The sequence below is a fragment of the Mesorhizobium sp. P2_E7 genome (genome assembly GCF_056403855.1).
This window is the reverse complement of the sequence record NZ_JBFUER010000012.1, coordinates 1-20781: the sequence shown is the minus strand read 5'-3', so window position 1 is coordinate 20781 and position 20781 is coordinate 1. Positions and strand designations below refer to the sequence as shown.

18 protein-coding genes are annotated in these 20781 nt (G+C 63.3%); 8 read left to right on the top strand and 10 right to left on the bottom strand.

Features of this window, described 5'->3' with window-relative positions; all coding sequences use genetic code 11:
• Positions 1-53 precede the first annotated feature (53 nt).
• The 3 genes from AC1DYC_RS30635 to AC1DYC_RS30625 all read left to right on the top strand — a co-directional run bounded on the left by AC1DYC_RS30635 (position 54) and on the right by AC1DYC_RS30625 (position 4064).
• Positions 54-1799, top strand: a complete 1746-nt coding sequence (locus AC1DYC_RS30635; protein ID WP_477411409.1) for a type I secretion system permease/ATPase — start codon at positions 54-56, stop codon at positions 1797-1799.
• A 9-nt stretch (positions 1800-1808) separates the two neighbouring features.
• Positions 1809-3155 carry an HlyD family type I secretion periplasmic adaptor subunit gene (locus tag AC1DYC_RS30630; RefSeq protein WP_477411408.1) on the top strand — a complete coding sequence of 449 codons (1347 nt, stop codon included), beginning with the start codon at positions 1809-1811 and terminating at the stop codon, positions 3153-3155.
• A 654-nt stretch (positions 3156-3809) separates the two neighbouring features.
• The gene (locus AC1DYC_RS30625; RefSeq protein WP_477280030.1) at positions 3810-4064 is read left to right on the top strand and encodes a hypothetical protein; all 255 of its coding nucleotides are present in this window, start codon (positions 3810-3812) and stop codon (positions 4062-4064) included.
• A gap of 36 nt (positions 4065-4100) precedes the next feature.
• On the opposite strand, the gene AC1DYC_RS30620 is transcribed toward AC1DYC_RS30625, so the two are convergent.
• Together AC1DYC_RS30620 and xseA are read right to left on the bottom strand one after the other, a co-directional pair.
• Positions 4101-5219, bottom strand: a complete 1119-nt coding sequence (locus AC1DYC_RS30620; RefSeq protein WP_477411407.1) for a DmpA family aminopeptidase — start codon at positions 5217-5219, stop codon at positions 4101-4103.
• Positions 5220-5288: 69 nt separating this feature from the next.
• Positions 5289-6899: an exodeoxyribonuclease VII large subunit gene (gene xseA, locus AC1DYC_RS30615; RefSeq protein WP_477411406.1), complete on the bottom strand. Its 1611-nt coding sequence runs from the start codon at positions 6897-6899 to the stop codon at positions 5289-5291.
• Between the two features lie 92 nt (positions 6900-6991).
• On the opposite strand from xseA, the gene AC1DYC_RS30610 reads away from it, so the two are divergent.
• Entirely contained in the window at positions 6992-9205 is a 2214-nt protein-coding gene (locus AC1DYC_RS30610) for a bifunctional diguanylate cyclase/phosphodiesterase (RefSeq protein WP_477411405.1), read from the top strand.
• A 6-nt stretch (positions 9206-9211) separates the two neighbouring features.
• Here the strand turns inward: AC1DYC_RS30610 and AC1DYC_RS30605 are convergent, their stop codons facing one another.
• Positions 9212-10168, bottom strand: a complete 957-nt coding sequence (locus tag AC1DYC_RS30605; protein WP_112561974.1) for a LysR substrate-binding domain-containing protein — start codon at positions 10166-10168, stop codon at positions 9212-9214.
• A 235-nt stretch (positions 10169-10403) separates the two neighbouring features.
• Here AC1DYC_RS30605 and AC1DYC_RS30600 point away from each other — a divergent pair, with 235 nt between their 5' ends.
• Positions 10404-10694 carry a DUF1127 domain-containing protein gene (locus tag AC1DYC_RS30600; RefSeq protein WP_477411404.1) on the top strand — a complete coding sequence of 97 codons (291 nt, stop codon included), beginning with the start codon at positions 10404-10406 and terminating at the stop codon, positions 10692-10694.
• Positions 10695-10931: 237 nt separating this feature from the next.
• On the opposite strand, the gene AC1DYC_RS30595 is transcribed toward AC1DYC_RS30600, so the two are convergent.
• The 4 genes from AC1DYC_RS30595 to AC1DYC_RS30580 all read right to left on the bottom strand — a co-directional run bounded on the left by AC1DYC_RS30595 (position 10932) and on the right by AC1DYC_RS30580 (position 14984).
• Positions 10932-11963 carry a DUF937 domain-containing protein gene (locus AC1DYC_RS30595; protein ID WP_477411403.1) on the bottom strand — a complete coding sequence of 344 codons (1032 nt, stop codon included), beginning with the start codon at positions 11961-11963 and terminating at the stop codon, positions 10932-10934.
• A gap of 90 nt (positions 11964-12053) precedes the next feature.
• Positions 12054-13427, bottom strand: a complete 1374-nt coding sequence (locus AC1DYC_RS30590) for a glutamate--cysteine ligase (RefSeq protein WP_477308869.1) — start codon at positions 13425-13427, stop codon at positions 12054-12056.
• A gap of 143 nt (positions 13428-13570) precedes the next feature.
• On the bottom strand, positions 13571-14305 hold the full coding sequence (locus tag AC1DYC_RS30585; RefSeq protein ID WP_477411402.1) for a 16S rRNA (uracil(1498)-N(3))-methyltransferase: 735 nt from the start codon (positions 14303-14305) through the stop codon (positions 13571-13573).
• Between the two features lie 31 nt (positions 14306-14336).
• Complete coding sequence (locus tag AC1DYC_RS30580; protein WP_477411401.1) at positions 14337-14984, bottom strand: hypothetical protein; 648 nt, start codon at positions 14982-14984, stop codon at positions 14337-14339.
• Positions 14985-15071: 87 nt separating this feature from the next.
• On the opposite strand from AC1DYC_RS30580, the gene AC1DYC_RS30575 reads away from it, so the two are divergent.
• Together AC1DYC_RS30575 and AC1DYC_RS30570 are read left to right on the top strand one after the other, a co-directional pair.
• Positions 15072-15770: a type 1 glutamine amidotransferase gene (locus AC1DYC_RS30575; protein ID WP_477411400.1), complete on the top strand. Its 699-nt coding sequence runs from the start codon at positions 15072-15074 to the stop codon at positions 15768-15770.
• 275 nt (positions 15771-16045) lie between these two features.
• Complete coding sequence (locus AC1DYC_RS30570; RefSeq protein WP_006206855.1) at positions 16046-16186, top strand: hypothetical protein; 141 nt, start codon at positions 16046-16048, stop codon at positions 16184-16186.
• Here AC1DYC_RS30570 and AC1DYC_RS30565 read toward each other — a convergent pair.
• Genes AC1DYC_RS30565 through AC1DYC_RS30555 form a run of 3 tightly spaced genes read right to left on the bottom strand, consistent with a single transcriptional unit; the run spans position 16183 to position 18948 of the window.
• Positions 16183-16950: a metallophosphoesterase gene (locus tag AC1DYC_RS30565; protein WP_477411399.1), complete on the bottom strand. Its 768-nt coding sequence runs from the start codon at positions 16948-16950 to the stop codon at positions 16183-16185. The two genes, AC1DYC_RS30570 and AC1DYC_RS30565, sit on opposite strands and share 4 nt — an antisense overlap.
• A gap of 55 nt (positions 16951-17005) precedes the next feature.
• Positions 17006-18142 carry an alpha-hydroxy acid oxidase gene (locus tag AC1DYC_RS30560; RefSeq protein WP_477411398.1) on the bottom strand — a complete coding sequence of 379 codons (1137 nt, stop codon included), beginning with the start codon at positions 18140-18142 and terminating at the stop codon, positions 17006-17008.
• 8 nt (positions 18143-18150) lie between these two features.
• A complete protein-coding gene (locus tag AC1DYC_RS30555; RefSeq protein ID WP_477411397.1) occupies positions 18151-18948 on the bottom strand; it encodes an FCD domain-containing protein in 798 nt (265 codons plus the stop codon).
• Positions 18949-19210: 262 nt separating this feature from the next.
• On the opposite strand from AC1DYC_RS30555, the gene AC1DYC_RS30550 reads away from it, so the two are divergent.
• Positions 19211-20533, top strand: a complete 1323-nt coding sequence (locus AC1DYC_RS30550; RefSeq protein ID WP_477411396.1) for a DUF3422 family protein — start codon at positions 19211-19213, stop codon at positions 20531-20533.
• The last annotated feature ends 248 nt before the right edge of the window (positions 20534-20781 follow it).

Here is a 20781-nt window from a genome sequence, read left to right as displayed (position 1 = left end):
GTCAGTTGCGCTGGCTCTCTTCACCAAGGCTCCGCATGAGGGGCAAACTCGGGATGCCCAGTTATTCGAGAAGAACGGTGCTGTCGAGAAGCATGGTCGAAATGGGCCTCTTCTCCGCGGTGATGAACACCCTGGTGCTAGTTCTGCCCCTCTACATGCTGCAGGTATATGATCGGGTTTTGCCTGCAGCCAATCTGGACACTCTCGCCTACCTGACCTTACTTGCGCTTTCGGCGCTCTTACTCTTCGGAGCACTCGAAGTCGTTCGAGGAATATATGCGAGCCGGCTCGCCGCGCGGCTCGATGTTGCGTTGGGTGCATCGTCTTTTCTCGCAGCAATGAGCGGTCCACGCGCCGGACTCGGTGATGTCCAGGCCTTGCGCGACTTGGCGACGCTGCGTGGGTTCATCGCTTCGCGCACCATCTTCTTCCTATTCGACCTCCCTTTTGGGCCTATCTTCGTGGGCCTGCTTTATTTCATCCATCCGCTGCTGTTCCTGGTAACGGTGATCGGCGCGGCTCTCATGGTTTCCATCGCCGTGCTGAACCAGGTCGCGAGTTCGCGGCCCGGCAAGGAGGCGGCGGAGAATCTCAGTGCCTCAATGAATTCGGCGCAGGCCTTCGCGCGAAACTTCGAAACGGTCCGCGCACTCGGCATGGTGTCCAACGCGATAGAGTTCTGGGGTGCCCGTTTTTCCGGCTCGCTGCAGGCTTCGGATGGGCTCGCTCGCATCAACGCATTTTATGGCGGCGTGTCTCGCACCACGCGGTCGGTTCTGCAAATCGCGATACTAGGCGTCGGCGCATATCTGGTTCTGCACAACGAGATGACCGCCGGGATGATATTTGCGTCCTCGATGATATCCGCGCGCGCCTTGCAACCTCTTGACCAGATCGTTGGAAGTTGGAGGCAGATCACCGACGCCAATCTCGCATGGAACAGGCTTTCTGCCATGCAATCCGGGCCCGCCAACCAGGAAAACGTCAAGTTGCCGACCCCTGAAGGAGTGTTGAGCGCGGATCAGATAGTCTACCACCTTCCTGGATCGGCCGATGGCGCACTACCACTCATAAAGCGAGTGACTTTCGAAGTCGCCGCTGGCGAAACCATCGCCATTGTCGGCCCGAGCCAGGCCGGAAAATCGACGCTGGCGCGGCTCATCGTCGGCGCCATTGAGCCCCGCTCTGGCGCGATCCGTGTCGATGGCGGCGATATTCGAAATTGGGATCCGGAGGAGCTTGGCCGGCATATCGGCTACCTTCCGCAGGATGTGGAACTCTTCCCTGGAACCATCGCCCAGAACATTGCGCGCTTTGAGCCGGACGCACCTGACGAAAAGTTAGTCCAAGCGGCCCAGCAGGCGCAGGTACATGAACTCATCCTGGGGCAGAGGAATGGATACTCGACAGTGATCGGGCCCGCTGGTGTTCGCCTCTCAGGCGGCGAGCGTCAACGCATCGGCCTTGCGCGCGCCTTTTACGGCGATCCCAAGATCCTGGTGCTCGACGAGCCTAATGCTAATCTTGACACCTATGGCGAAGCCGCGCTTGAGCGTGCCATCATCCAGGCACGTTCACGAAAAACAACGGTGCTTGTCATCACCCACCGGCCTTCCCTTGCAGCCAAATGCGATAGCATCCTCATGCTGCGCAATGGCCAGGTCGAGATCTATGGTTCGACCAAGGCCGTGCTCGACAAACTTGCCGAGCGACAGGGGCAAGCAAAATCGCCCGCAGCGTCCCAGTCGCGTGACAACGAAGGAGTGGTGCCCTTCCGTCACCCACACGCGTGGAGATAAAGGTCGCCAATGACGGTTCCTAGCCAAACCATCGAGACGGGTGCCAATACGTATCGCTGGCAACGTGACGTCGATACACGCACGGATCGGATCACGCTGGCGGGGTATGGAAGCGTGGCCGTTTTTTTGCTCGGTTTCGGATTCTGGGCAGCCACTGCACCGATTTCCGGGGCAACGATTGCGCCGGGTGTGGTCGCGGCAGCAGGACAGAACGTCATGATCCAGCACCTCGAAGGGGGTGTTGTCAGCAGCATTAGAGTCCGTGAGGGCGACAGGGTCTCAAGAGGCCAGGCCCTGATCGTGCTCGATCCCACGGTGGCGCAGTCTCAGCTCAACCGTGTTCTCAAGCAGTGGGTCGCACAGAAAGCTGAAATTGCGCGGCTCGAAGCAGAGCGGGACGGGTCGGAGAAAATCGTCCTGCCCGGGGACCTGGGAGCCTATTCTGGCGCTTCCGAATTAAGTGACGTCTTTGCAGAGCAGACCAAGGAATTTCAGGCCCGCTTGGCGCGTTACGCGGCGGAACAGGCGATCCTGAGGCAGCGGGTGTCAGCCCTTCAGGAGGCGGTTATCGGCCTGACGGCGCAGAAAGATGCGGCGGAAAATCAACTTGCCATCGTCAACGAGGAGACGGAACGAAAAAAACGCCTGCTGGAAAGAGGGCTGACAAATCGCTCTGAATACACTGATCTTCTGCGTAGCACCGCAGAGCTGGTTGGCCAGGCAGGATCTCTGGAAGCGCAGATCGCCAGTTCGGCGACCCAGACTGTGGAAGCGCGTCAGCAGATTGAACGGCTCACAACAAGCCGGGTCGAGGATGCTGTCACGGAATTGAACAAAGCGCGGGCGCAGGTCGCGGATCTCGAAGAACAAATCAACGCTGGCCGATCGGTCCTGGACCGGACGACGATCCGGGCGCCGGTGGACGGCATCATCGTTCGATCGCTCTACAATTCCGAAGGCAGTGTCATCCGTGCGGGGGAGGTGGCGATGGAGCTTCTGCCGACCACGAACGAACTCATCGTCGAGGCGAGGATAAAGCCCGAAGACATCGACTCAATTCGGGTCGGGCAGGACGCAAACATGATGTTCACGGCGCTCAATGCGCGCACGACGCCGAAAGTACCTGGAAAGGTGTTCTACATTTCGGCGGACCGGCTGATAACACCCAGCACGGGGATGCCTTACTTCACCGTCCGGCTTAAGATGGCCGACAAGCTGCCACCTCAGGTCAAGCCCGAGCAGATATATCCAGGCATGCCGGTCGAAACATTCATTTCAACCGGCGAACGGACGTTTCTGGCTTATCTGACCAAGCCCCTGGTGGATTCGTTCCAGCGCGCCTTCCGTGAGAGATAGGCCCAGCTGCCTGCTGGAATCGCACCTTTCACATGTGAAGCGGGCGCCGGATCAATCCGGCGCCCGCTTCATCACGGTGGCGGGCTTTTTTGTTGTATTAGTGGAACGGCATATAAGGCCGTAGGTTGTGTACGCAGCAGCACCGCTGCTGGCCAAGGTCCGCAAGACTTGGCCGGGCCCGCGTCCTGCCTTGGTCGCGGGCCCGCAACTGCACGGCTGCGTCAGACCACTTTGGACAAGAGGCCGCTTAGCTCGGCGCGGCGGAAGGAAGCAGCATGGCGCGTGGAGTCGACATTGCATAAGGATGTCACTATATAGCGGCGGCTTTGACCGCGTACCTCTGGTTGCGCCCACGAAGCAGCAGTAAATGTGCTGCGCATTGTGATACCTATTGTGATACAAATCGGTCTTGAAAACCGGGAAAAAGCAAATAGAAACAGCAGCATAGGGTCGCAAGCGATCCCAGCCAACGGTACCACTCAATCAAACAATCAGAACGTGCTCCTTGAACCCTTCCCCTCCTTCGGCTCCTCGGACCTCGGACAAGTTCAACTTGCCCGGCGAAGCCGACTCGGTTCGAATGGCAGCATGCATCCTTTACCGGGTGCGGACGTTTACGATTACCAACCGGCATAGCCGCCAGGGAAAAGCAGTATGAGTGAACATGCGATCGAGTTTTTGCGCGGGTGGATCGGTGAAAAGGTCCACTGCCAGCACTCGCCGGTAAAGATCGAGAAGCAGGCCGAGACCCTCGCCAAGGAATGCGCCGCCAAGGCGGCCGAAGTCGGCATCCCGCTGGAAGATATCCAGGAAGAAGTCGGCGACATTCAGGAACTGATCGCTTCGCGGCTCGAAGAGGCGGCCGAGGCCGACCAGGGCAACGCGAATCCGGGCAAGCCTGCCGAATGAATGTCAGGCCCGGCCGCAAGAGCCGGGCGCTCCCATTTACCCAAACCGATCCTTCAGCCACGCTTTCGGCAGCGCCGGCACGAAATTGCCGTCGCGCCCGTCCATATCCTCATTGGCGACCATCGCATTGAGGATCGCTTCCTCTACACCCTGCACCACCGCATCGAAGAACGGGTCGATATCGACGTCCGGGATGAAATCGGCGTTTGCCTTTTGTCCTGATTGCGCAAGTGCGGCATACGGATTGGCGGTCGAGAAGGCGAGAAAAATGTCGCCCGAACTGTGGTAGCCGAAGCCGCCGGTCATGGCGATGCCGAGCGGCACGCGCCTTGCCAGCCGCTTCATCTGGTGCGGCAGGAAGGGCGCATCGGTAGCGACGATGGCAATGATCGAGCCCTTCTCGGCGCGCTGCGTGCCTTCGCGGATCGCCGGCTCCACCAGATCGGACCCGACGCGCGCGCCGCGCAACGTGAAATTGCGCCGCTTGCCGAAATTCGCCTGCACGAACACGCCGACCGTATGCCTGACGCCTTGCCATTCGACGAGGCGCGAGGCCGTGCCGGAGCCGGCCTTGAAGCCGAAGGCGATCATGCCGGTGCCGCCGCCGACGCTCCCTTCCTCGATCGCTCCGCCCGCAGCCCCGTCGAGCGCGGCTTCGACATGCTCGAAGCCGACATGGTGACCGTTGATGTCGTTCAGGAAGCCGTCAAAGGTTTCCGCCGCCACCGGCAGCCCCCAGCCGCTGTCGAGTGCGGCCGGCAGCACGCGTTGCATCCAGCGCAGAGTGCCGTCGCGGGTGACGCCGCAGGAATGGGTGTTGGTGATGGTGACCGGCAGGTTGAAGGCGCCGACCTCCTCGATGATATGCGAGCCTGTCAGCTCGCCATTGCCGTTCTGGCTGAACACGCCGGCAAACACCGGGGTGGCGAGCTCAGCCAGCGGCCGCGGCAGGATGGCGGTGACGCCGGTGCGCACCGGTCCTGTGCCGACATCGAGCGGTCCATCGCCGGAGATCAGCGTCGCATAGCCGACGCTCACGCCGGCCACGTCGGTGATGGCATTGAAGCGGCCCGGCGTGCCGTCGAAGGCAATGCCGAACGCACGGGCGCGCGGCTTGCCGGCCGGCGTTTGAAGATGCGGGTCGTGTCCGGTCATGCCGTCCTCCAGAGCAATTCCAGGAAAAGTGTTAGACGGTTTTCCGTTTCCTCGAAACGATGAACCGCTCTAGAAAAGCGAGCCCTGATTGCCCGGTTCTTTGGGTTTGCTGGGGGCAGCCTTGGCAGGCGCGGGCTTGCTGGCAGGCGGCACGGCCGCTGGTTTGGCAACTGCCTCCTGCTGCCCTGTCCCGCCGGTCGCAACGGCGTCCGTGGTGCCGTCGGCGAACTCGATTTGCAGGGCTGCCCCCGGCGCGACATCGGCAGCCAGCTTGATCACCACGCCTTCGGCGTCTTTGACCAGCGCGAAGCCGCGCGCCAGCACCGCCTTGTGCGACAGCGTTGCCAGCAAGCGGTCGGCCTGGGTCAATTGCCCGCGCAGCCGGTCGAGCCGTCGTGACACGGCATGATCCTGACGGCGTGTCAGTCCCGCCAGCGCGTCCGCCTGCAATTTCTGCCGCCTGACAATCGGCGCTGGCGACAACCGCTTTGCCGTGCGCGAAAACCGGGTGCGCCGTTCGCGCACGATGCCGAAAAATGCCGCTTGCGCCCGCGCCAGATCGCGGCCGGTCAGCGTGCGGGCCTCGTTGATGCGTCGCGACAGGGTGGCCGGCGTCAGCCGCTGGCCCTGAAGCTTGGTCCGCTTGCGCTCGATGCTGACCGACAGCGCCCGGCCGAGCCGGCTGGTCGCCTCGTCCAGGCGCCGGCGCGGCAGCGCCAGCAACTGGTCGGGCGAGGGGAGCGCTCGGGCGGCTGCACGCGAGGCCTGCCGCTTGCGTTCGAAATTGCGCAACACCGCCGCCTTGAGCCGCGCACCGAGACTGGCAAGCGTCGCTTCGAGATCCGCCTTCACCGGCACCGCGATCTCCGCTGCACCGGTCGGCGTCGGCGCCCGCATGTCGGCGACGAGATCGATCAAGGTCCAGTCGGTCTCGTGGCCGACGGCCGAAATCACCGGGATGCGCGAGGCGGCGACGGCGCGCGCCAGGCCTTCATCGTTGAACCCCCAGAGATCCTCGAGGCTGCCGCCGCCGCGCGCCACGATCAGAAGATCTGGCTGCGCAATGGCGCCATCCCAGGCCAGCGCGTTGAAGCCGTTGACGGCGGCGGTCACTTCGGCTCCCGCCGTGTCGCCCTGCACTCGCACCGGCCAGACCAGCACATGCAGCGGAAAGCGGTCCTTGATGCGGTGGATGATGTCGCGGATCACCGAACCGGTCGGCGAGGTGACGACGCCGATGGTGCGCGGCATGAACGGCAGCCGCCGCTTGCGGCCGGCGTCGAACAGCCCTTCGGCCTGCAGCCGACGCTTACGCTCTTCCAAAAGTGCCATCAGCGCGCCGGCGCCGGCCGGCTCGAGATTGTCGATGACGATCTGGTAGTTGGATTTGCCGGGATAGGTGGTGAGCTTGCCGGTGGCGATCACCTCCATCCCCTCTTCGGGGCGGAATTTCAGCCGGCTCATCGTGCCTTTCCAGACCACGGCATCGAGCCGCGCGCGGTCGTCCTTCAGCGTGAAATAGGCATGGCCGGAAGAGTGCGGCCCACGATAGCCCGAGATTTCGCCGCGCACCCGCACATGGCCGAAGACATCCTCGACCGTGCGCTTCAGCGCGCCGGAAATCTCGCTCACCGTGTATTCGGTGGCATTGGTGCGTGATTCGGCTGTTGCGTCGCTCATCGGCCGATTGAGCGGCTGTTGTCGCCCCGCGTCAAGATTCCATAACTTGATCTTAAGCCCGGCTTGATTGACTTTGAGGCAAAGGAGGACGCATGAGCGCACGCCCGAACAACAGCCCGTTGACGCACCAGGTCACGCTGACCGTGCTGATGCTCGCCGCCTTTGCTTTGGCAATGGTCGTCGGCTTTGGCATATACGCGACCGCGCAAGCCGATCATGTCTCGCTCGAACGGCAGAAGATCTTCCTCGCCAATGGCCTGAAGGATCAGATCGCAGCGGTCGCGCGCGAGCAGGAAAGCGTTACCGTCTGGGACGATTCCGTGATCAACACCAAGGCCGGCAATCGGACCTGGATAGAGGAAAATCTCAGCGTCTGGATGTACTCCTACTACGGTCACAACCGGGTCTATATACTCGACGCCGCGAACCATCCGGTCCACGCCATGCGGGAGGGCAAGGTGCTCGACCCGTCCGTCTATGGCGAGGACGAGCCCGCGATGCAGCCCACCATCGAAAAACTGCGCGGCATGATCAGCCGGCCACCGAAGGCTGATGCTTCCGGGGCGCCGACGAAGATGGTCGCCGAGGATCTGGTGTCGCTCGGTGGCAAGCCTGCAATCCTCAGCATCATGCCCCTGGTGCCCAGTTCGGATCGCGTCAGCCAGGCGCCGGGAAGCGAGTATCTGCATGTGTCGGCCGAGTTCCTCAACGATGCGGTTATCGCCAAGATTGCTGAAAAATACCTGCTGGATGGCGCCCATCTGCTGACGCTGTCGCAGCCGACCGGCTCTGCCGCCATTCCGCTGCTCGATTCGCGCGGCGTCATCCTCGGCTATATCGGCTGGGACCAGGAGCGCCCAGGCCTGACGCTGGTACGCAAGGCGGCCCCGGCCTTGATCATCGGCCTGCTGCTCGCGGCAAGCGTGCTCGCCTTCCTGCTCCGGCGTCTGCGCCGTGCATCATGGGCGCTGCAAACCAGCCAGGACCAGGCGCAATATCTCGCCTTCCACGACATGCTTACCGGCCTGCCCAATCGGGCACTGTTCGAGGACCGGCTGCGGCGTGCCTTGCTCAGCTCAGGCACCGATGCCGGCAAGGTGGCGCTGCTTTACCTCGACCTCGATCGTTTCAAGCATGTCAACGACACGCTCGGCCATCCGGCCGGCGACGAGCTCGTGCGCCAGACCGCCGCCAGGCTGCAGCATACGGTTCGCGACGTCGACACGGTGGCAAGGCTGGGCGGCGACGAATTTGCTGTGATCCTGCTCGATGTCCGCGACATCAGGAGCGCAGAAGACATTTCGGAGCGGGTGCTGCAAAAATTGCAGGAGCCGTTCAAACTGATGGACGATCAGGTCTTTGTCGGCGCCAGCATCGGCATTGCCTTGTCGACGGGGCCAGATGCCGATGCCGACGACCTGCTGCGCAAGGCCGACATCGCACTCTACGAAGCCAAGAGGAATGGCCGCGGACGTTACCAGGTCTTCGCCGGCGACATGGACGACCTTTTGCTGCGCAAGCGCAAGGTCGAGAGCGAGCTGCGCAATGCGCTGAACGGCGGCACCGGCATCAAGCTCGCCTACCAGCCGGTCTTTGCCAGCAACGGCAGGACCATTGTCGGCGCGGAGGCGCTGATCCGCTGGGCACACGACGTTCATGGCGCATTGCCGGCGGCGCAGTTTATCGCCATCGCCGAGGAACGCGGCATGATCGGACAGCTCGGCGCATGGGTGCTGCTGGAAGCCTGCCGCTTCGCCGTCCGCACCGAATTGCCCTGGCTCGCCGTCAACGTGTCGCCGCTTCAATTGCGCGACGCCGGCTTTGCCGAAGAGGTTGCCTCGATCCTCGCCGAGACCGGACTGGCGCCGGAGCGTCTGCAGCTCGAGATCACCGAAAACGTGCTTTTGGAAAATAGCGACGCGGCCAGAACGACGCTCGCCAACCTGCGCCGGTCGGGCGTCGGCATCGTGCTCGACGATTTCGGCACCGGCTATTCGTCGCTGAGCTATCTGCGCCGCCATGCCATCGACAAGCTCAAGATCGACCGCTCCTTCGTGCGGCTTCTCGATGGCGACGGCAATTCGTGCGCCATCGTCAAGGCGCTGATTGATCTTGCCGGCGCCCTCGAGGTCGAGGTCACCGCCGAAGGTGTCGAGACCGAAGCGCAGAAGGGGCTGCTGGTCGCCATGGGTTGCCAGCAGCTGCAGGGCTATCTCCTGTCGCCGCCGCTGGAGCCGGCGCAATTGCTGGCGCTGCCCGGCCTGTCGTCGGCCAACGCAACGACAGAGGAGGCCGCTTCGGCCTGATCGTCCCTACCAGCCCGGCAGAATCTGGTTCGGCTTGCTCCGCTTCATCTTGGCGAAGGCAAGTGCCGCGAAATCGAAGCTTCCCGTCTCTTCGCCGAGCGGCACGGAAATGTTGTCGAGGCTTTCCGAGATATGCCGCGCCAGCGCATCGACGATTTCAGGCCGCGAGGTCTGGCCGCGCATGATGCCAATGCGGCAGTCGGGCAGGGCGCCGAAGCCGTCGGCTTCGCCCAGCACCCGCATGCCGGGGCGTAGCGCGCATTCCGGCAGCACGGAGATCGCCAGGCCCGACAGCACCGCCGCGGTGATGACGGTGGCCGAGAAGCTGGTGAACAGGATGCGATAGTCGCGGTTCTGCCGGTCGAGCACATCGACGGCGGCGCGCCGCCAGATGCAGTTCGGCCGGCCGAAGGCCATCGGCAGCACTTCCTGTTCATGCGTGGCATGGTTGGCCGAGGTCACCCACAGAAGCGGTTCGCGCCGCACCACTTCCGACTGGCCGCGTGTATCGTTGTGCGTCACCAGCGCCAGATCGAGGTTGCCGCGCTTGATATGCTCGACCAGGCCCGGTGTCGGCTCGCAGATGACGGTGAGCTCGACGCGCGGGTTGGAGCGTGTGAAGCGCGCCATGATCTCGGGCAGGAAGCGGTCGGCATAATCGTCGGGCGTGCCGATGCGGATGGTGCCTTCGAGCCGCCGGTCGTCGAAGGCGGCCAGCGTCTCGCGGTTGAGATAGAGCAGGCGCCGCGCATAGGACAGCAGCTTGTCGCCTTCCTCGGTCAGCCTGTTGGTGCGGCCGTCCTTTTCGAACAGCGGCTTGCCGATCCGCTCTTCCAGCCGGCGCATCTGCATCGACACTGCCGACTGGGTTCGAAGCACTTCCTCAGCGGCGCGGGTGAAGCTGCCGGTATCGGCAATCGAGATGAAGGTCTGCAACTGGTCGAGATCGAGTGGCGCTTTCATCGGGTCCAATCCATCACTAGCGTTGATGCTAAAGATTAGAAACATTCGTTGGATTAATCAATCGCGTCGTGGCAAATTCCCTGACATCCACATGAAGCCACTGCATGTCGCCCAAAAGTGGGCCCCGGTTTTGGGGCAACGACATGCACCACTTTAAGTGAATCGAGACCGGAACGGCGCTCTTCCCAGGCACCGTTTGCCCGGCTTCGTCCGCTCGACTCCGAAGGAGACTGACATGACCACGATCGATTTCGCCACCGAGACCTCGCGCATCACCTCGCGTCCGGCCGTTGCGACGCGCGTGGGCAACGCGCTTCTCAACGCCTTCCAGGCCTGGAAAAATCGCCGCGCCTTCTATCGCCTCGGCGAGATGTCGGACGCCGAACTCGCCGATATCGGCCTGACGCGCGCCGACCTCCATGTCGCCATAGATGTGCCGTTTGGCGGCGATCCGACCGTGAAGCTGCGTGCGATCGCGAGCGATCGTGCGGACACGATCGAAGATCTCGCCCGTAAGGTAGCGTGATATCAGGCGCCGTGTTTCGGCTGCCGTGAACCTTTTATCGGCTTGCGGCAACCAAGAACTATCGCAGGCTTCCCCACTCCCTGCCGGATCCCCGCCGGCCAGCCTGCATATTGCCCGGTCCTCCTCCAGGACCGGGCTTTTCTTTTAGGGCTCCGTCGTCATCCTAAGGTCTGCGCCGCGTCGCTTCGCACCTTGCTTCGCCCTAGGATGACGAAGTCTCGACGGTCAGCGACAGGCCTACCGCCGGTCCATGTCCCGCTTGAACTGATCGAAGATCGTTTCCACGCCCTTCTGATACTCGTCGCGCTGCTGGGCGCCAGTCTCGAACATCTTGCCGAAAATATCGTCGAACGGGTTGCGTGGCCTGCCGCTTGGATTGGTCTGCGGTTGCGGCGCCTGGCGCTGCTGTGGCGCCTGCTGCGGCTGGGGTGCTTGCGGCTGCTGCGGCGCCGGCTGTCCACCGGGCAGGCCGAAGCCGCCGCCACCACCTTGCCGCAGCATCTCTTCGAAAATCTTGCCCAGCGGGTTGTCGCCGTAAGGGCTCTGCGACTGTTGCGGCTGCGCCCGGCCCTGCGGCTGTTGCGTCGCGCCGCCGCCGAACATGTCCTGCAACACCTTGCCGAGTGGATTGTCGCCATAGGGGTTGGGCGCCTGCTGCTGGCTTTGCGGCTGTTGCGCGCCGCCGCCGAACATGTCCTGCAGCACTTTGCCGAGCGGGTTCTCGCCGTACGGATTGGGTGCCTGCTGCGGCGCCGGCTGTGCGCCGCCGCCGGCTTGCCGCATCATCTCTCCGATGATGTCGCCGAGCGGATTGTTGCTGCCGCCGAAGCCGCCGGCGGCCTGCATCTGGTTTGTCGTTTGCTTGAACAGTCCGCCCATCACCATCGAGGCGATGGCCGGCAGCATCTGCTGCAGGATCTGCTGGCTGACGCCGGTCGCCTGCGCCGCCTGGCTGGCCACGGCGCGCGATAGCTCCTTGGAGCCGAACAGATGCCCCAGAATGTCATTGCCCTCATTGACGCCTTGCGGCGAGAAAGCCCTGGTCGCGTCCTCGAAATATTTGGCGTGCTGGCCACTTGCCATCGCCGTCATGAAGGCGCCGAGCCCGTAGGGGTCGGCCGTGTTGCGCTGCAACCCTTGCGAAAAGGCCGGCAGCAGTGCGGCGACCGCAGCCTGCGTCTGCTGCATCGAAAGCCCGTATTGCTGGGCAAGCGCCTGCATCCCGTTGCCGTTCTGGGCCTGCGCCAATATGTCGAACAAGGTAGGCATAGGGTTCTCCTCCGGGAAATCCTCGAGGGAGAGCCTAGTTCGTTTCGATGTTCGATTGAAGCGGCTTTTGCCGCCGCTCAAGCCGCGCCGTTAATACGCATATTCCATGAACACCGGCTCGATCGAACCACCCCAGCGCGTGTGGTAGGCCGACAGCATTTCCTCAGCACTGGTGGTGCCCCGCGCCACGACTTCGTCGAGCGTATTGAGGAACGAGGTCTCGTCATAGCCGTCGCGGTTTTTCTTGCCGCGGTTCTTCAACCCCATGCGCGAAATGACCAGCACGTCGCGGGCGATGTCGCGCAGCGTCGTGTTGCGGAAGGGCGCCGAAATGCCTTGTTCCGGCACTGCATTGCGCATCGCCAGCGTCTCTTCATAGGTCCAGCTCGCGGTCAGCGCCTCGGCGGCGTCGAGAGCGGCCTCATCGTAAAGCAGTCCGACCCAGAAGGCCGGCAGCGCGCAGATGCGCCGCCACGGTCCGCCATCGGCGCCGCGCATTTCAAGGAAGCGCTTCAGCCGCACATCCGGAAACAGCGTCGACAGATGGTTCGCCCAGTCGCCCATCGTCGGCAGCCCGTCCGGCACCTCATTGCGCGCGGCACCGGCCATGAACTGGCGGAAGGTGATGTGCGTCATGTCATGATAGTGGCCGTCGCGAATGACGAAATACATTGGCACGTCGAGCGCCCATTCGACGTAGTCGGCAAAGCCGAATTCGGGCGAGAAGCAGAATTCGAGCAGGCCCGAACGCTGGTTGTCGGTGTCGCGCCAGATGTCGCCGCGCCAGCTCTGCAGCCCATTCGGCCGGCTGTCGGTGAAGGGCGAATTGGCAAACAGCGCCGTCGACAGCGGCTGCAGCTTCAACGACACCTGCATCTTGCGGCGCATGTCGGCTTCGCTTTCGAAGTCGAGGTTCACCTGGATGGTGCAGGTGCGATACATCATGTCGAGACCCTTGGTGCCGACCTTGGGCATGTAGCGGGTCATGATCTCGTAGCGCGATTTCGGCATTTTCGGCGTCTCGGCCAGCGACCATTTCGGGCTGCCGCCGAGGCCGAGGAAGCGGATGCCCATCGGCTCGGCGATCTCGCGCACCTGCGCCAGATGCGCATTGCCCTCGCGGCAGGTCTGGTGGATCGACTCCAGCGGCGCGCCGGAGAGCTCGAACTGGCCGCCCGGTTCCAGCGAGATGGCGCCCTGGCCGGTCGGCTCGACCAGGCCGATGATGCGGCCGTCGTCGATGATCGGATCCCAGCCGAGCTTGTGCTGCATGCCTTCGAGGATGGCGCGGATGCCGCGCTCGCCGCCATAGGGCACTGGCGCGTTGCCATCGACATAGAACGGGAACTTCTCGTGCTCGGTGCCGATCCGCCACTTGTCGCGCGGCTTGTTGCCTTCAGCCAGATGCTCGACGAGTTCGTCGATGCCTTCGATCGGCCGGAAATCCGTAGTGTCGCGCGCCATTTGGGCCCCCTCTGCGGTTCTCGAAAGACCGCCGGCGCTAGATGGACGAAATGTCAGTAGTCGATCAAGCAAAAAATCCTGAGCCACAGGTCAACAGGAATTGAACGTTACCGCCCCGCCTGTCTCTTGCAATAGCCGACGTCTCACCAGTCTCCGATGGTTGCTTGCATCACAGCAAACGCGGCGACCGCTGCTGTGTCGGCGCGCAGGATGCGTGGGCCGAGCGGGATGGCGGTGACGAAGGGGAGCGCCCGCAGCATCTTGCGCTCCTCATCGGAGAAGCCGCCCTCAGGCCCGACCAGCAGCGCCAGCTTCTTCTCCGGCACAGCCTGCAGTGCCGGCAGCGGATTGTTGGTCGAGGCGTCCTCGTCGCAGAAGATCAGTCGCCGTTCCTTGTCCCAGCCGGAGAGCAGGCGCTCGAACTTTTCGGCCTCACGTACTTCCGGCACCGCCAGGATGCCGCATTGTTCGGCCGCCTCGACGACATTGGCGCGCAGCCGGTCGATGGAGGGTTTTGCCACCTGCGTGTGCTGGGTGATCACCGGTTGCAGGATGCCGGCGCCCATCTCCACTGCCTTCTGCACGAGATAGTCGAGGCGCCCCTGCTTCAGCAGTGCGAAACAATAGACGAGATCAGGCAGCGGCGGTTGTGGCCGCTGCAGCACCAGCACCTTCAGCCGCACCGCCTTCTTCGACTTGGTGGCAATCGCCGCCGACCACTCGCCGTCGCGGCCGTTGAACACCAGGATTTCGGCGCCTTCGCCAAGTCGCAGCACATGCATCAAATAATGGCTCTGCTGCTGGCCGGCATCGAATTCGATGTCGGCTGCGAGATCGTCCGGCACGAAAAGCCGTTGCATCTTGTAATTGGCGCGCATCGCCGAGGAATGGGCGAGGCGGTGTCTGGCGTCAAGCCTTGGCCGAAGGATGCCATACCGGCTCAAAGCCCTGCCGCAGCACCGAAACGGTTGTCGCCGGTGTCAGCAGGAGCAATGGCCGCCCGGCAAGGCTGTCGAAGGCGGCCGGATCGCCATAACCGGCGAACGACCAGGGCAGTGCCTTGCCGCCGCGCAGCGCATAGGCGGTGCCGCCATCGGCGATCATTGCCCCGTCGGGCAAGCCGGCAAGCTCGTCGACGGTGATATCAAGTGGCTTTCCACCAGAAGCCAGCCGCTCCTTGTGCAACTTCTTGTCGACCATCGGTGCGCGCGGCTCGGCTACGCCGAGGGCTTTGCCAAAGCGGCCGACAAAATCCGTGGCGCGCTCACGCCGGCAGTAGAAACAGGGCCGGTGCCCGGCCGCCAGCGCCGTCACCTCGTCGAGGAAGAATAGCTCGGTCCAGCCGGCCTTGCCACCCGGCCGATTGCGGCCCATCGGCTCGCGCCGCACATTGCGGAACTGGCACACGCAGATGATCCAGGCCGGCAAGGCCCAGTGCTTTTTCAGCAAAGTCTTCGTTTCCGGGTCGTGGATGATGCCGCGATTGCCGGTAAACAGGCCGCGCTCGGATACCGCATGGATAGCGCCGAACGGATCGACCCGGTTTTGCAGTGGCATAGCTCTCTCCCGAATGCGTATCTTGGCTGCGATGCTGGCGACATGATATCGCTCGTCGCGTCATTTCATGTCAGCAGGGTTTTTTCGATGCGGGTGCTGGTAGTCCAGAACTACGACAATACCGGCCTTGGCCAGGTCGGCGCGGCACTAGCCGAAGCCGGCGCCGATCTCGACCTGCGCCGGCCCTACAAGGGCGATCCGCTGCCGGAGGACGCCACCGGACACGATGCCATGGTGGTGCTTGGCGGCGGCCAGAACGCGCTGGCCGACGATGACTATCCCTATTTCCCGGCGTTGCTCGACCTGACCCGCGATTTCGCCGCCAAGGACCGCTCGGTGCTCGGCATCTGCCTCGGCAGCCAGTTGGTTGCGCGGACCTTCGGCGGTAAGAACCAGGTCGGCGGCGCCACGGAATTCGGCTGGCACAAGGTGTCGCTGACACCGGAGGCCAAGGCCGATCCGGTGCTTGGTGCGCTCCCCCAGGATTTCCCCATCTTCGAATGGCACGACGACACCTTCGCGCTGCCTGCAAATGCGGTGCGGCTTGCCGGTAGCGAAATTGCCGAGAACCAGGCGTTTCGCATCGGCCGCGCTGTCTACGGCTTCCAGTTCCACTTCGAAGCCGACCGGCCGATGGTGAAGGACTGGAGCACATCCTTCGCACCGCTCATTGCCGAGCGCCATCCCGACTGGCACGACCGGCTCGATGGCGAAATGGCTCGCAACGGAGCGGACGCCGATGCCGCCGGCCTCGCCATTGCCCGCGCCTGGGTGGCGACGATCTGAGCCCAGCGGGCGCGGCCGTTGCATAATTGGCACGCGGCGGGGAATCCGCCGGGGACAACGTCTTTCATCCTTGGTTTGTGGCCGAACGCTATCCTACAAGGCGCGCGCTCTGCATCGGCAATGCAACCGCGATGAACCTTCTGTGTGCTCCGCGCGACACACCGCCGATACAGAATCGACCTACAAGCGCGAAATCGTCGAAACTTTGAGACGAATTCTCCGTTTCAACGCATTGGTAACCGCCTCGTGCCCAGATGCAGGAAGTTCAACTAGAGATGACGTCCGTGAAAGCAGCGCTTCTGTCCTTTGTCATGCTCTCTGCCATCGTGCTGTGCGGTCTCGGCATTTATTCCGCCGATGCAGCCAACAACCATCAGGCCGTCGACGGCTACGGCGTCACCGCCGCGCTTCGCTAAAACGCCTTTCCTTCCACAGTCAGGATACGCTTGTCCGCGCCGTCTACGGCGAGCGCGCTGAGCATGCCTGACTGCCAGGCGAGCGTGTCGACATTGACGCGGTTGGGCATCACCTCGGCCTCTGGCACGGGGGTGTGGCCGTGCACGACCACCTTCGGGTAAAGCCCCGGGTGGTTGTGGAAGACGTCGCGTATCCAGATCAGGTCCTGCGGGTTCTGGCTCTCCAGCGGCACATCCGGCCTGATGCCGGCATGGCAGAAGAAGAAATCACCGAAGCTTATTGAAAACGTCAGCGACCGCAGGAAGTCGACATGGGCCTGCGGCACGGCCTTGACCAGCGCGGCGTGTCCCCGCCGCACCGTTTCTGCCTTGCCGAACCAGCTGATATCTCCAATCAGATCAACGCCATAGGATCGTGCCGTCTGCACGCCGCCATAGCGCATGAACAGCCCGTCCGGGTCGGGTTCGTCGAGAAAATCGAGGAAGCCGATATCGTGGTTGCCGGCGAGCATCAGATGCCGTGGATCGCGTTTTTGCGCCGCGATCAGGAAATCGAGGACGCCTTTGGACTCGAGGCCGCGGTCGACATAGTCGCCGAGGTGGATGACGCGCCAGTCGCTGGTCGGCTTGTATTCAAGCTCGCTCTCGATGCGGCGGTGCATGGCTTCGAGCAGGTCGAGCCGGCCATGCACGTCGCCGATCGCGTAGAGACGCATGCCGTCCGGGGCGCGCGCGTCAAGGTAATGGATACCGGTCTCGGTCAAGGCTGGCGTCGTCTCCGTGATCCAGCGAGGCTAGGACCAATCGGTGAACAAGGTCCTAGCGCCGCAACTGATCCTTGCCCATGTCGGTCACCAGGCGTTTGCCGCACAGCGCCAGCGTGATGTCCATCTCCTTGCGGATGATCTCCAGCGCCAGGGTGACCCCTTCCTTGCCCATGGCGCCGAGACCGTAGAGGAACGGCCGGCCGATATAAGTGCCCTTGGCGCCGAGGCACAGCGCCTTGAGCACATCCTGGCCCGAACGGATGCCACCATCCATATGCACCTCGATCCTGTCGCCGACGGCATCGGCGATTTCTTCCAGCGCCATGATCGACGACGACGCCCCGTCGAGCTGGCGCCCGCCATGGTTGGACACGACAATCGCGTCGGCGCCGGTCTTGACCGCCATCAGCGCGTCCTCCTTGTCGAGAATGCCTTTCAGGATCAGCTTGCCGCCCCAGCGCTCCTTGATCCAGGCGACATCCTTCCACGACAGCTGCGGGTCGAACTGTTCGTTCGTCCACGACCCCAGCGAGGAGACATCTCCGACGCCCTTCGCGTGGCCGACAATGTTGCGGAAGGTGCGGCGCGGGGTAGCCGCAATGCCCATCAGCCAGCGCGGCCGCATGGCGATGTTGGCAATGTTGGCCAGCGTCATCTTGGGCGGCGCCGACAGACCGTTGCGGATGTCCTTGTGGCGCTGTCCCAGGATCTGCAGGTCGAGCGTCAGCACCAGCGCCGAGCATTTCGCCGCCTTCGCCCGGTCGATCAGGTTGAGCACGAAATCCTTGTCGCGCAGCACATAGAGCTGGAACCAGAACGGCTTTTTGGTCACCGAGGCGACATCCTCAATCGAGCAGATGCTCATCGTCGACAGCGTGAACGGCACGCCGAATTCTTCCGCCGCCTGCGCCGCCAGCATCTCGCCATCGGCATGCTGCATGCCGGTCAGCCCTGTCGGGGCAAGCGCCACCGGCATCGCCACTGTCTGCCCGATCATGGTCGATTCCAGCGAACGGTTGCTCATGTCGACCAGCACGCGCTGGCGGAATTTTATCTTCTGAAAGTCTTCTTCATTGGCGCGGTAGGTGCTTTCCGTCCAGGCACCGGAATCGGCATAGTCGAAGAACATTTTCGGCACCCGCCGGCGCGCCAGATCCTTGAGGTCTGCAATGGTGAGGATGTCGCTCATGGTGGTTCCTAACCTGTTGTCTTCATGCCGTCGCCGGCGTCGGAGCGTTGCTTGAGCCTGAGCCGCGACACGCGCTGCCAGTCGCCGCTGCGCTCGGCCTCGAGCATCGAGCGCTCGACATAGGAGATGTGGTCCATCGCCGCCTGGCGGGCAGCTGAGGGATCGCCGGCCTTCACCGCTTTGTAGATCGTGCGGTGCTGGGCCAGCAGCGCCTCGCGCGCGCCGGGCACGGTGAACACCAGCAGCCGGTTCTGGAACACGCCTTCCGACAGCAACCGGTAGCAGGAGCGCAAAGTGTGCAGCAGGATGATGTTGTGCGCGCATTCGCAGACCGCGTGGTGGAACTCGACGTCGATCTCCGCCTCGTCGTCGAAATCGCCGGTGCGATGCGCCTCGTCCATGCGCGCCATGATGCGGTCGAGCAGCGCAATGTCGTCCGCTGTCGCACGCCGCGCCGCATATTCGGCCGCCACGCCTTCGATTTCGCGGCGGTATTCCAGATAGTCGGTCACCGCCTTGCGGTGCATCGAGATGAGGTCGGTCACCGGCCTGGTGAACAATTGGCCGATGACATCGGCGACATGGGTGCCGCCACCGGCCTTGGTGGTCAAAAGCCCGCGTCCTTCCAGCGCCTTCAGTGCGTCGCGCAGGATCGGCCGCGACACGTCGAACTGGCGCGCCAGTTCGCGTTCGCCCGGCAGCCGGTCGCCGGTGCGCAGCACGCCTTCGAGGATCAGGCTTTCGATCTGCTGCACCACCTCGTCGGCGGTGCGAGAATGCTCGATCCTGGAAAAAATATCGCTCAACGGGGCGCCTGGGAAATTCTGCCTGGAGCATGATGCCGAAAAGTGTGAAGCGGTTTTCGGACGACATCATGCTCTGCTTCTATGGCGCAGATTAAAGCCGCTGTCGCCAACTGGTCAAATTATTTATCCAATTCGCCCGACATGGTCGCTTCCCGTGCCGCGCCGGCGAAATCGCTTCGGCTAAACTTTGCTGTTTACGCGCCTCTTCTGATGTCCCAAGACGGCGCGACAACACGAAGGGTCGAGAACAGGGGGACCAGCCGTGTCGGACGAGACGTCCAATCTCGAATTCCAGCCGCGCGCCCAAGGCAGCGTGATGGGCTTTCCCGCGCATGAGGGACGGCCCGGCGCGCTTGGCGAGGTCCATGCCCGGCCGCATCCGCTGATCGACAAGCCGCGCGTGCTGGTGCAGCTCGCCTTCATGACCGAAGGTGGCTCCGGCGTCGACATGGCCGTGCTCTCCGAACTGTCGCGGCGCCTCGGCATCGCCGCGCCCGACCGTCACGCCCGCCATCATGCCATGAAATGGGGCAAGGGCACGCTGCGCTGGGAGCGGCATACCGAATTCTCGACCTATCTGTGGGAAGGGCCGCTTGCCGAAAGCAGCAGGGCGCAGGAAGACTCGCCCTTCGGCAACGGCTTTTCGCCGCCGGGAACCGTCATCTCCGGCATCCGGCTCGAAATCCGCAAATGGACGCAGGCGAGCGAGAAGCTGATCGCGGCCTTTGACCCGACGAGCCTGTGCTATTCGCTGGTCGAGCGCGGCAATGCGGCCATCATCACCGACTTTCGCCAGGATGGCGACGGCCTGACCCGCATCCTGGTGCTCGACCGCGGCCTGACGCCGGCGCGCACCGGCGCCCTGTCACAGCGGCTGATCGACATCGAGACCTATCGGACGCTTGCCATGCTCGGCCTGCCGCTGGCGCTGACGCTGTCCGGCCGCGCCCGCCGCATCGAGGACCGCCTGGCGCAGACCACGCTGGAAATGAAGGTCACTGAAACCCGCGACAGCCAGACGCTGCTCGCCGATTTGACCGAGCTTGCCGCCGAACTTGAGGCCGATGCCGCCTCCAGCCTCTATCGCTTCGGCGCCAGCCGCGCCTATGACGGCATCGTCGTCGAGCGGCTGGAAGCGCTGGAGGAGGAGGCGGTGCCCGGCTACGACACCTGGGGTGGCTTCCTGCAGCGGCGCGTCGCACCCGCCATGCGCACCTGCCGTTCGGTCGAGGAGCGCCAGGCCAACCTGTCGCGCAAACTGACCCGCGCCACCACGCTGCTGCGCACCTGGGTGGATGTCGAGGTCGAAAAGCAGAACCGCGACCTGCTGGCCTCGATGAACAATCGCGCCCGCCTCCAACTGCGCCTGCAGCAGACGGTCGAAGGTCTCTCCGTCGCCGCCGTCTCCTACTATGTCGTCGGCCTGATCTCCTATCTCGCCAAGGGCGCCTCGATCTTCGGCCATGCCTTTGCGCCTGAAGTCGTCACTGCCGCCGCCGTGCCGGTCGCCATCCTGCTGGTCTGGTGGGGCGTGCGTCGGGTGAGGCGCATGCACTCCGAGCCAGCGAAACATCCCGGCGAGTAATCTCCCCCCTTGAGGCAGGGGAATCGCATATGGCGATTTTGGGCTTGAAGTTGGCTTGAGAAGAGATTCTTTGGGAAGGCAGTCTTAGCGAAGGAGCGACTGCCATTTCCAGCCTTGAGAGCTATTTCGGCGCGGTGCCAGATCCGCGTGCGGCCAACGCCACGCACCGGCTAGGCGATCTGATCGTGATGATGATCGCCGCAAGCCTGTGTGGCGCAACCAACGCGACGGAGTTTTCGCTGTTCGCG

Excerpts from the sequence above, each read along its gene's own strand:
- AC1DYC_RS30635 (WP_477411409.1), top strand. The coding sequence starts at position 54 with ATGCCCAGTTATTCGAGAAGAACGGTGCTGTCGAGAAGCATGGTCGAA.
- AC1DYC_RS30630 (WP_477411408.1), top strand. The coding sequence starts at position 1,809 with ATGACGGTTCCTAGCCAAACCATCGAGACGGGTGCCAATACGTATCGC.
- AC1DYC_RS30625 (WP_477280030.1), top strand. The coding sequence starts at position 3,810 with ATGAGTGAACATGCGATCGAGTTTTTGCGCGGGTGGATCGGTGAAAAG.
- AC1DYC_RS30620 (WP_477411407.1), bottom strand. The coding sequence starts at position 5,219 with ATGACCGGACACGACCCGCATCTTCAAACGCCGGCCGGCAAGCCGCGC.
- xseA (WP_477411406.1), bottom strand. The coding sequence starts at position 6,899 with ATGAGCGACGCAACAGCCGAATCACGCACCAATGCCACCGAATACACG.
- AC1DYC_RS30610 (WP_477411405.1), top strand. The coding sequence starts at position 6,992 with ATGAGCGCACGCCCGAACAACAGCCCGTTGACGCACCAGGTCACGCTG.
- AC1DYC_RS30605 (WP_112561974.1), bottom strand. The coding sequence starts at position 10,168 with ATGAAAGCGCCACTCGATCTCGACCAGTTGCAGACCTTCATCTCGATT.
- AC1DYC_RS30600 (WP_477411404.1), top strand. The coding sequence starts at position 10,404 with ATGACCACGATCGATTTCGCCACCGAGACCTCGCGCATCACCTCGCGT.
- AC1DYC_RS30595 (WP_477411403.1), bottom strand. The coding sequence starts at position 11,963 with ATGCCTACCTTGTTCGACATATTGGCGCAGGCCCAGAACGGCAACGGG.
- AC1DYC_RS30590 (WP_477308869.1), bottom strand. The coding sequence starts at position 13,427 with ATGGCGCGCGACACTACGGATTTCCGGCCGATCGAAGGCATCGACGAA.
- AC1DYC_RS30585 (WP_477411402.1), bottom strand. The coding sequence starts at position 14,305 with ATGCGCGCCAATTACAAGATGCAACGGCTTTTCGTGCCGGACGATCTC.
- AC1DYC_RS30580 (WP_477411401.1), bottom strand. The coding sequence starts at position 14,984 with ATGCCACTGCAAAACCGGGTCGATCCGTTCGGCGCTATCCATGCGGTA.
- AC1DYC_RS30575 (WP_477411400.1), top strand. The coding sequence starts at position 15,072 with ATGCGGGTGCTGGTAGTCCAGAACTACGACAATACCGGCCTTGGCCAG.
- AC1DYC_RS30570 (WP_006206855.1), top strand. The coding sequence starts at position 16,046 with ATGACGTCCGTGAAAGCAGCGCTTCTGTCCTTTGTCATGCTCTCTGCC.
- AC1DYC_RS30560 (WP_477411398.1), bottom strand. The coding sequence starts at position 18,142 with ATGAGCGACATCCTCACCATTGCAGACCTCAAGGATCTGGCGCGCCGG.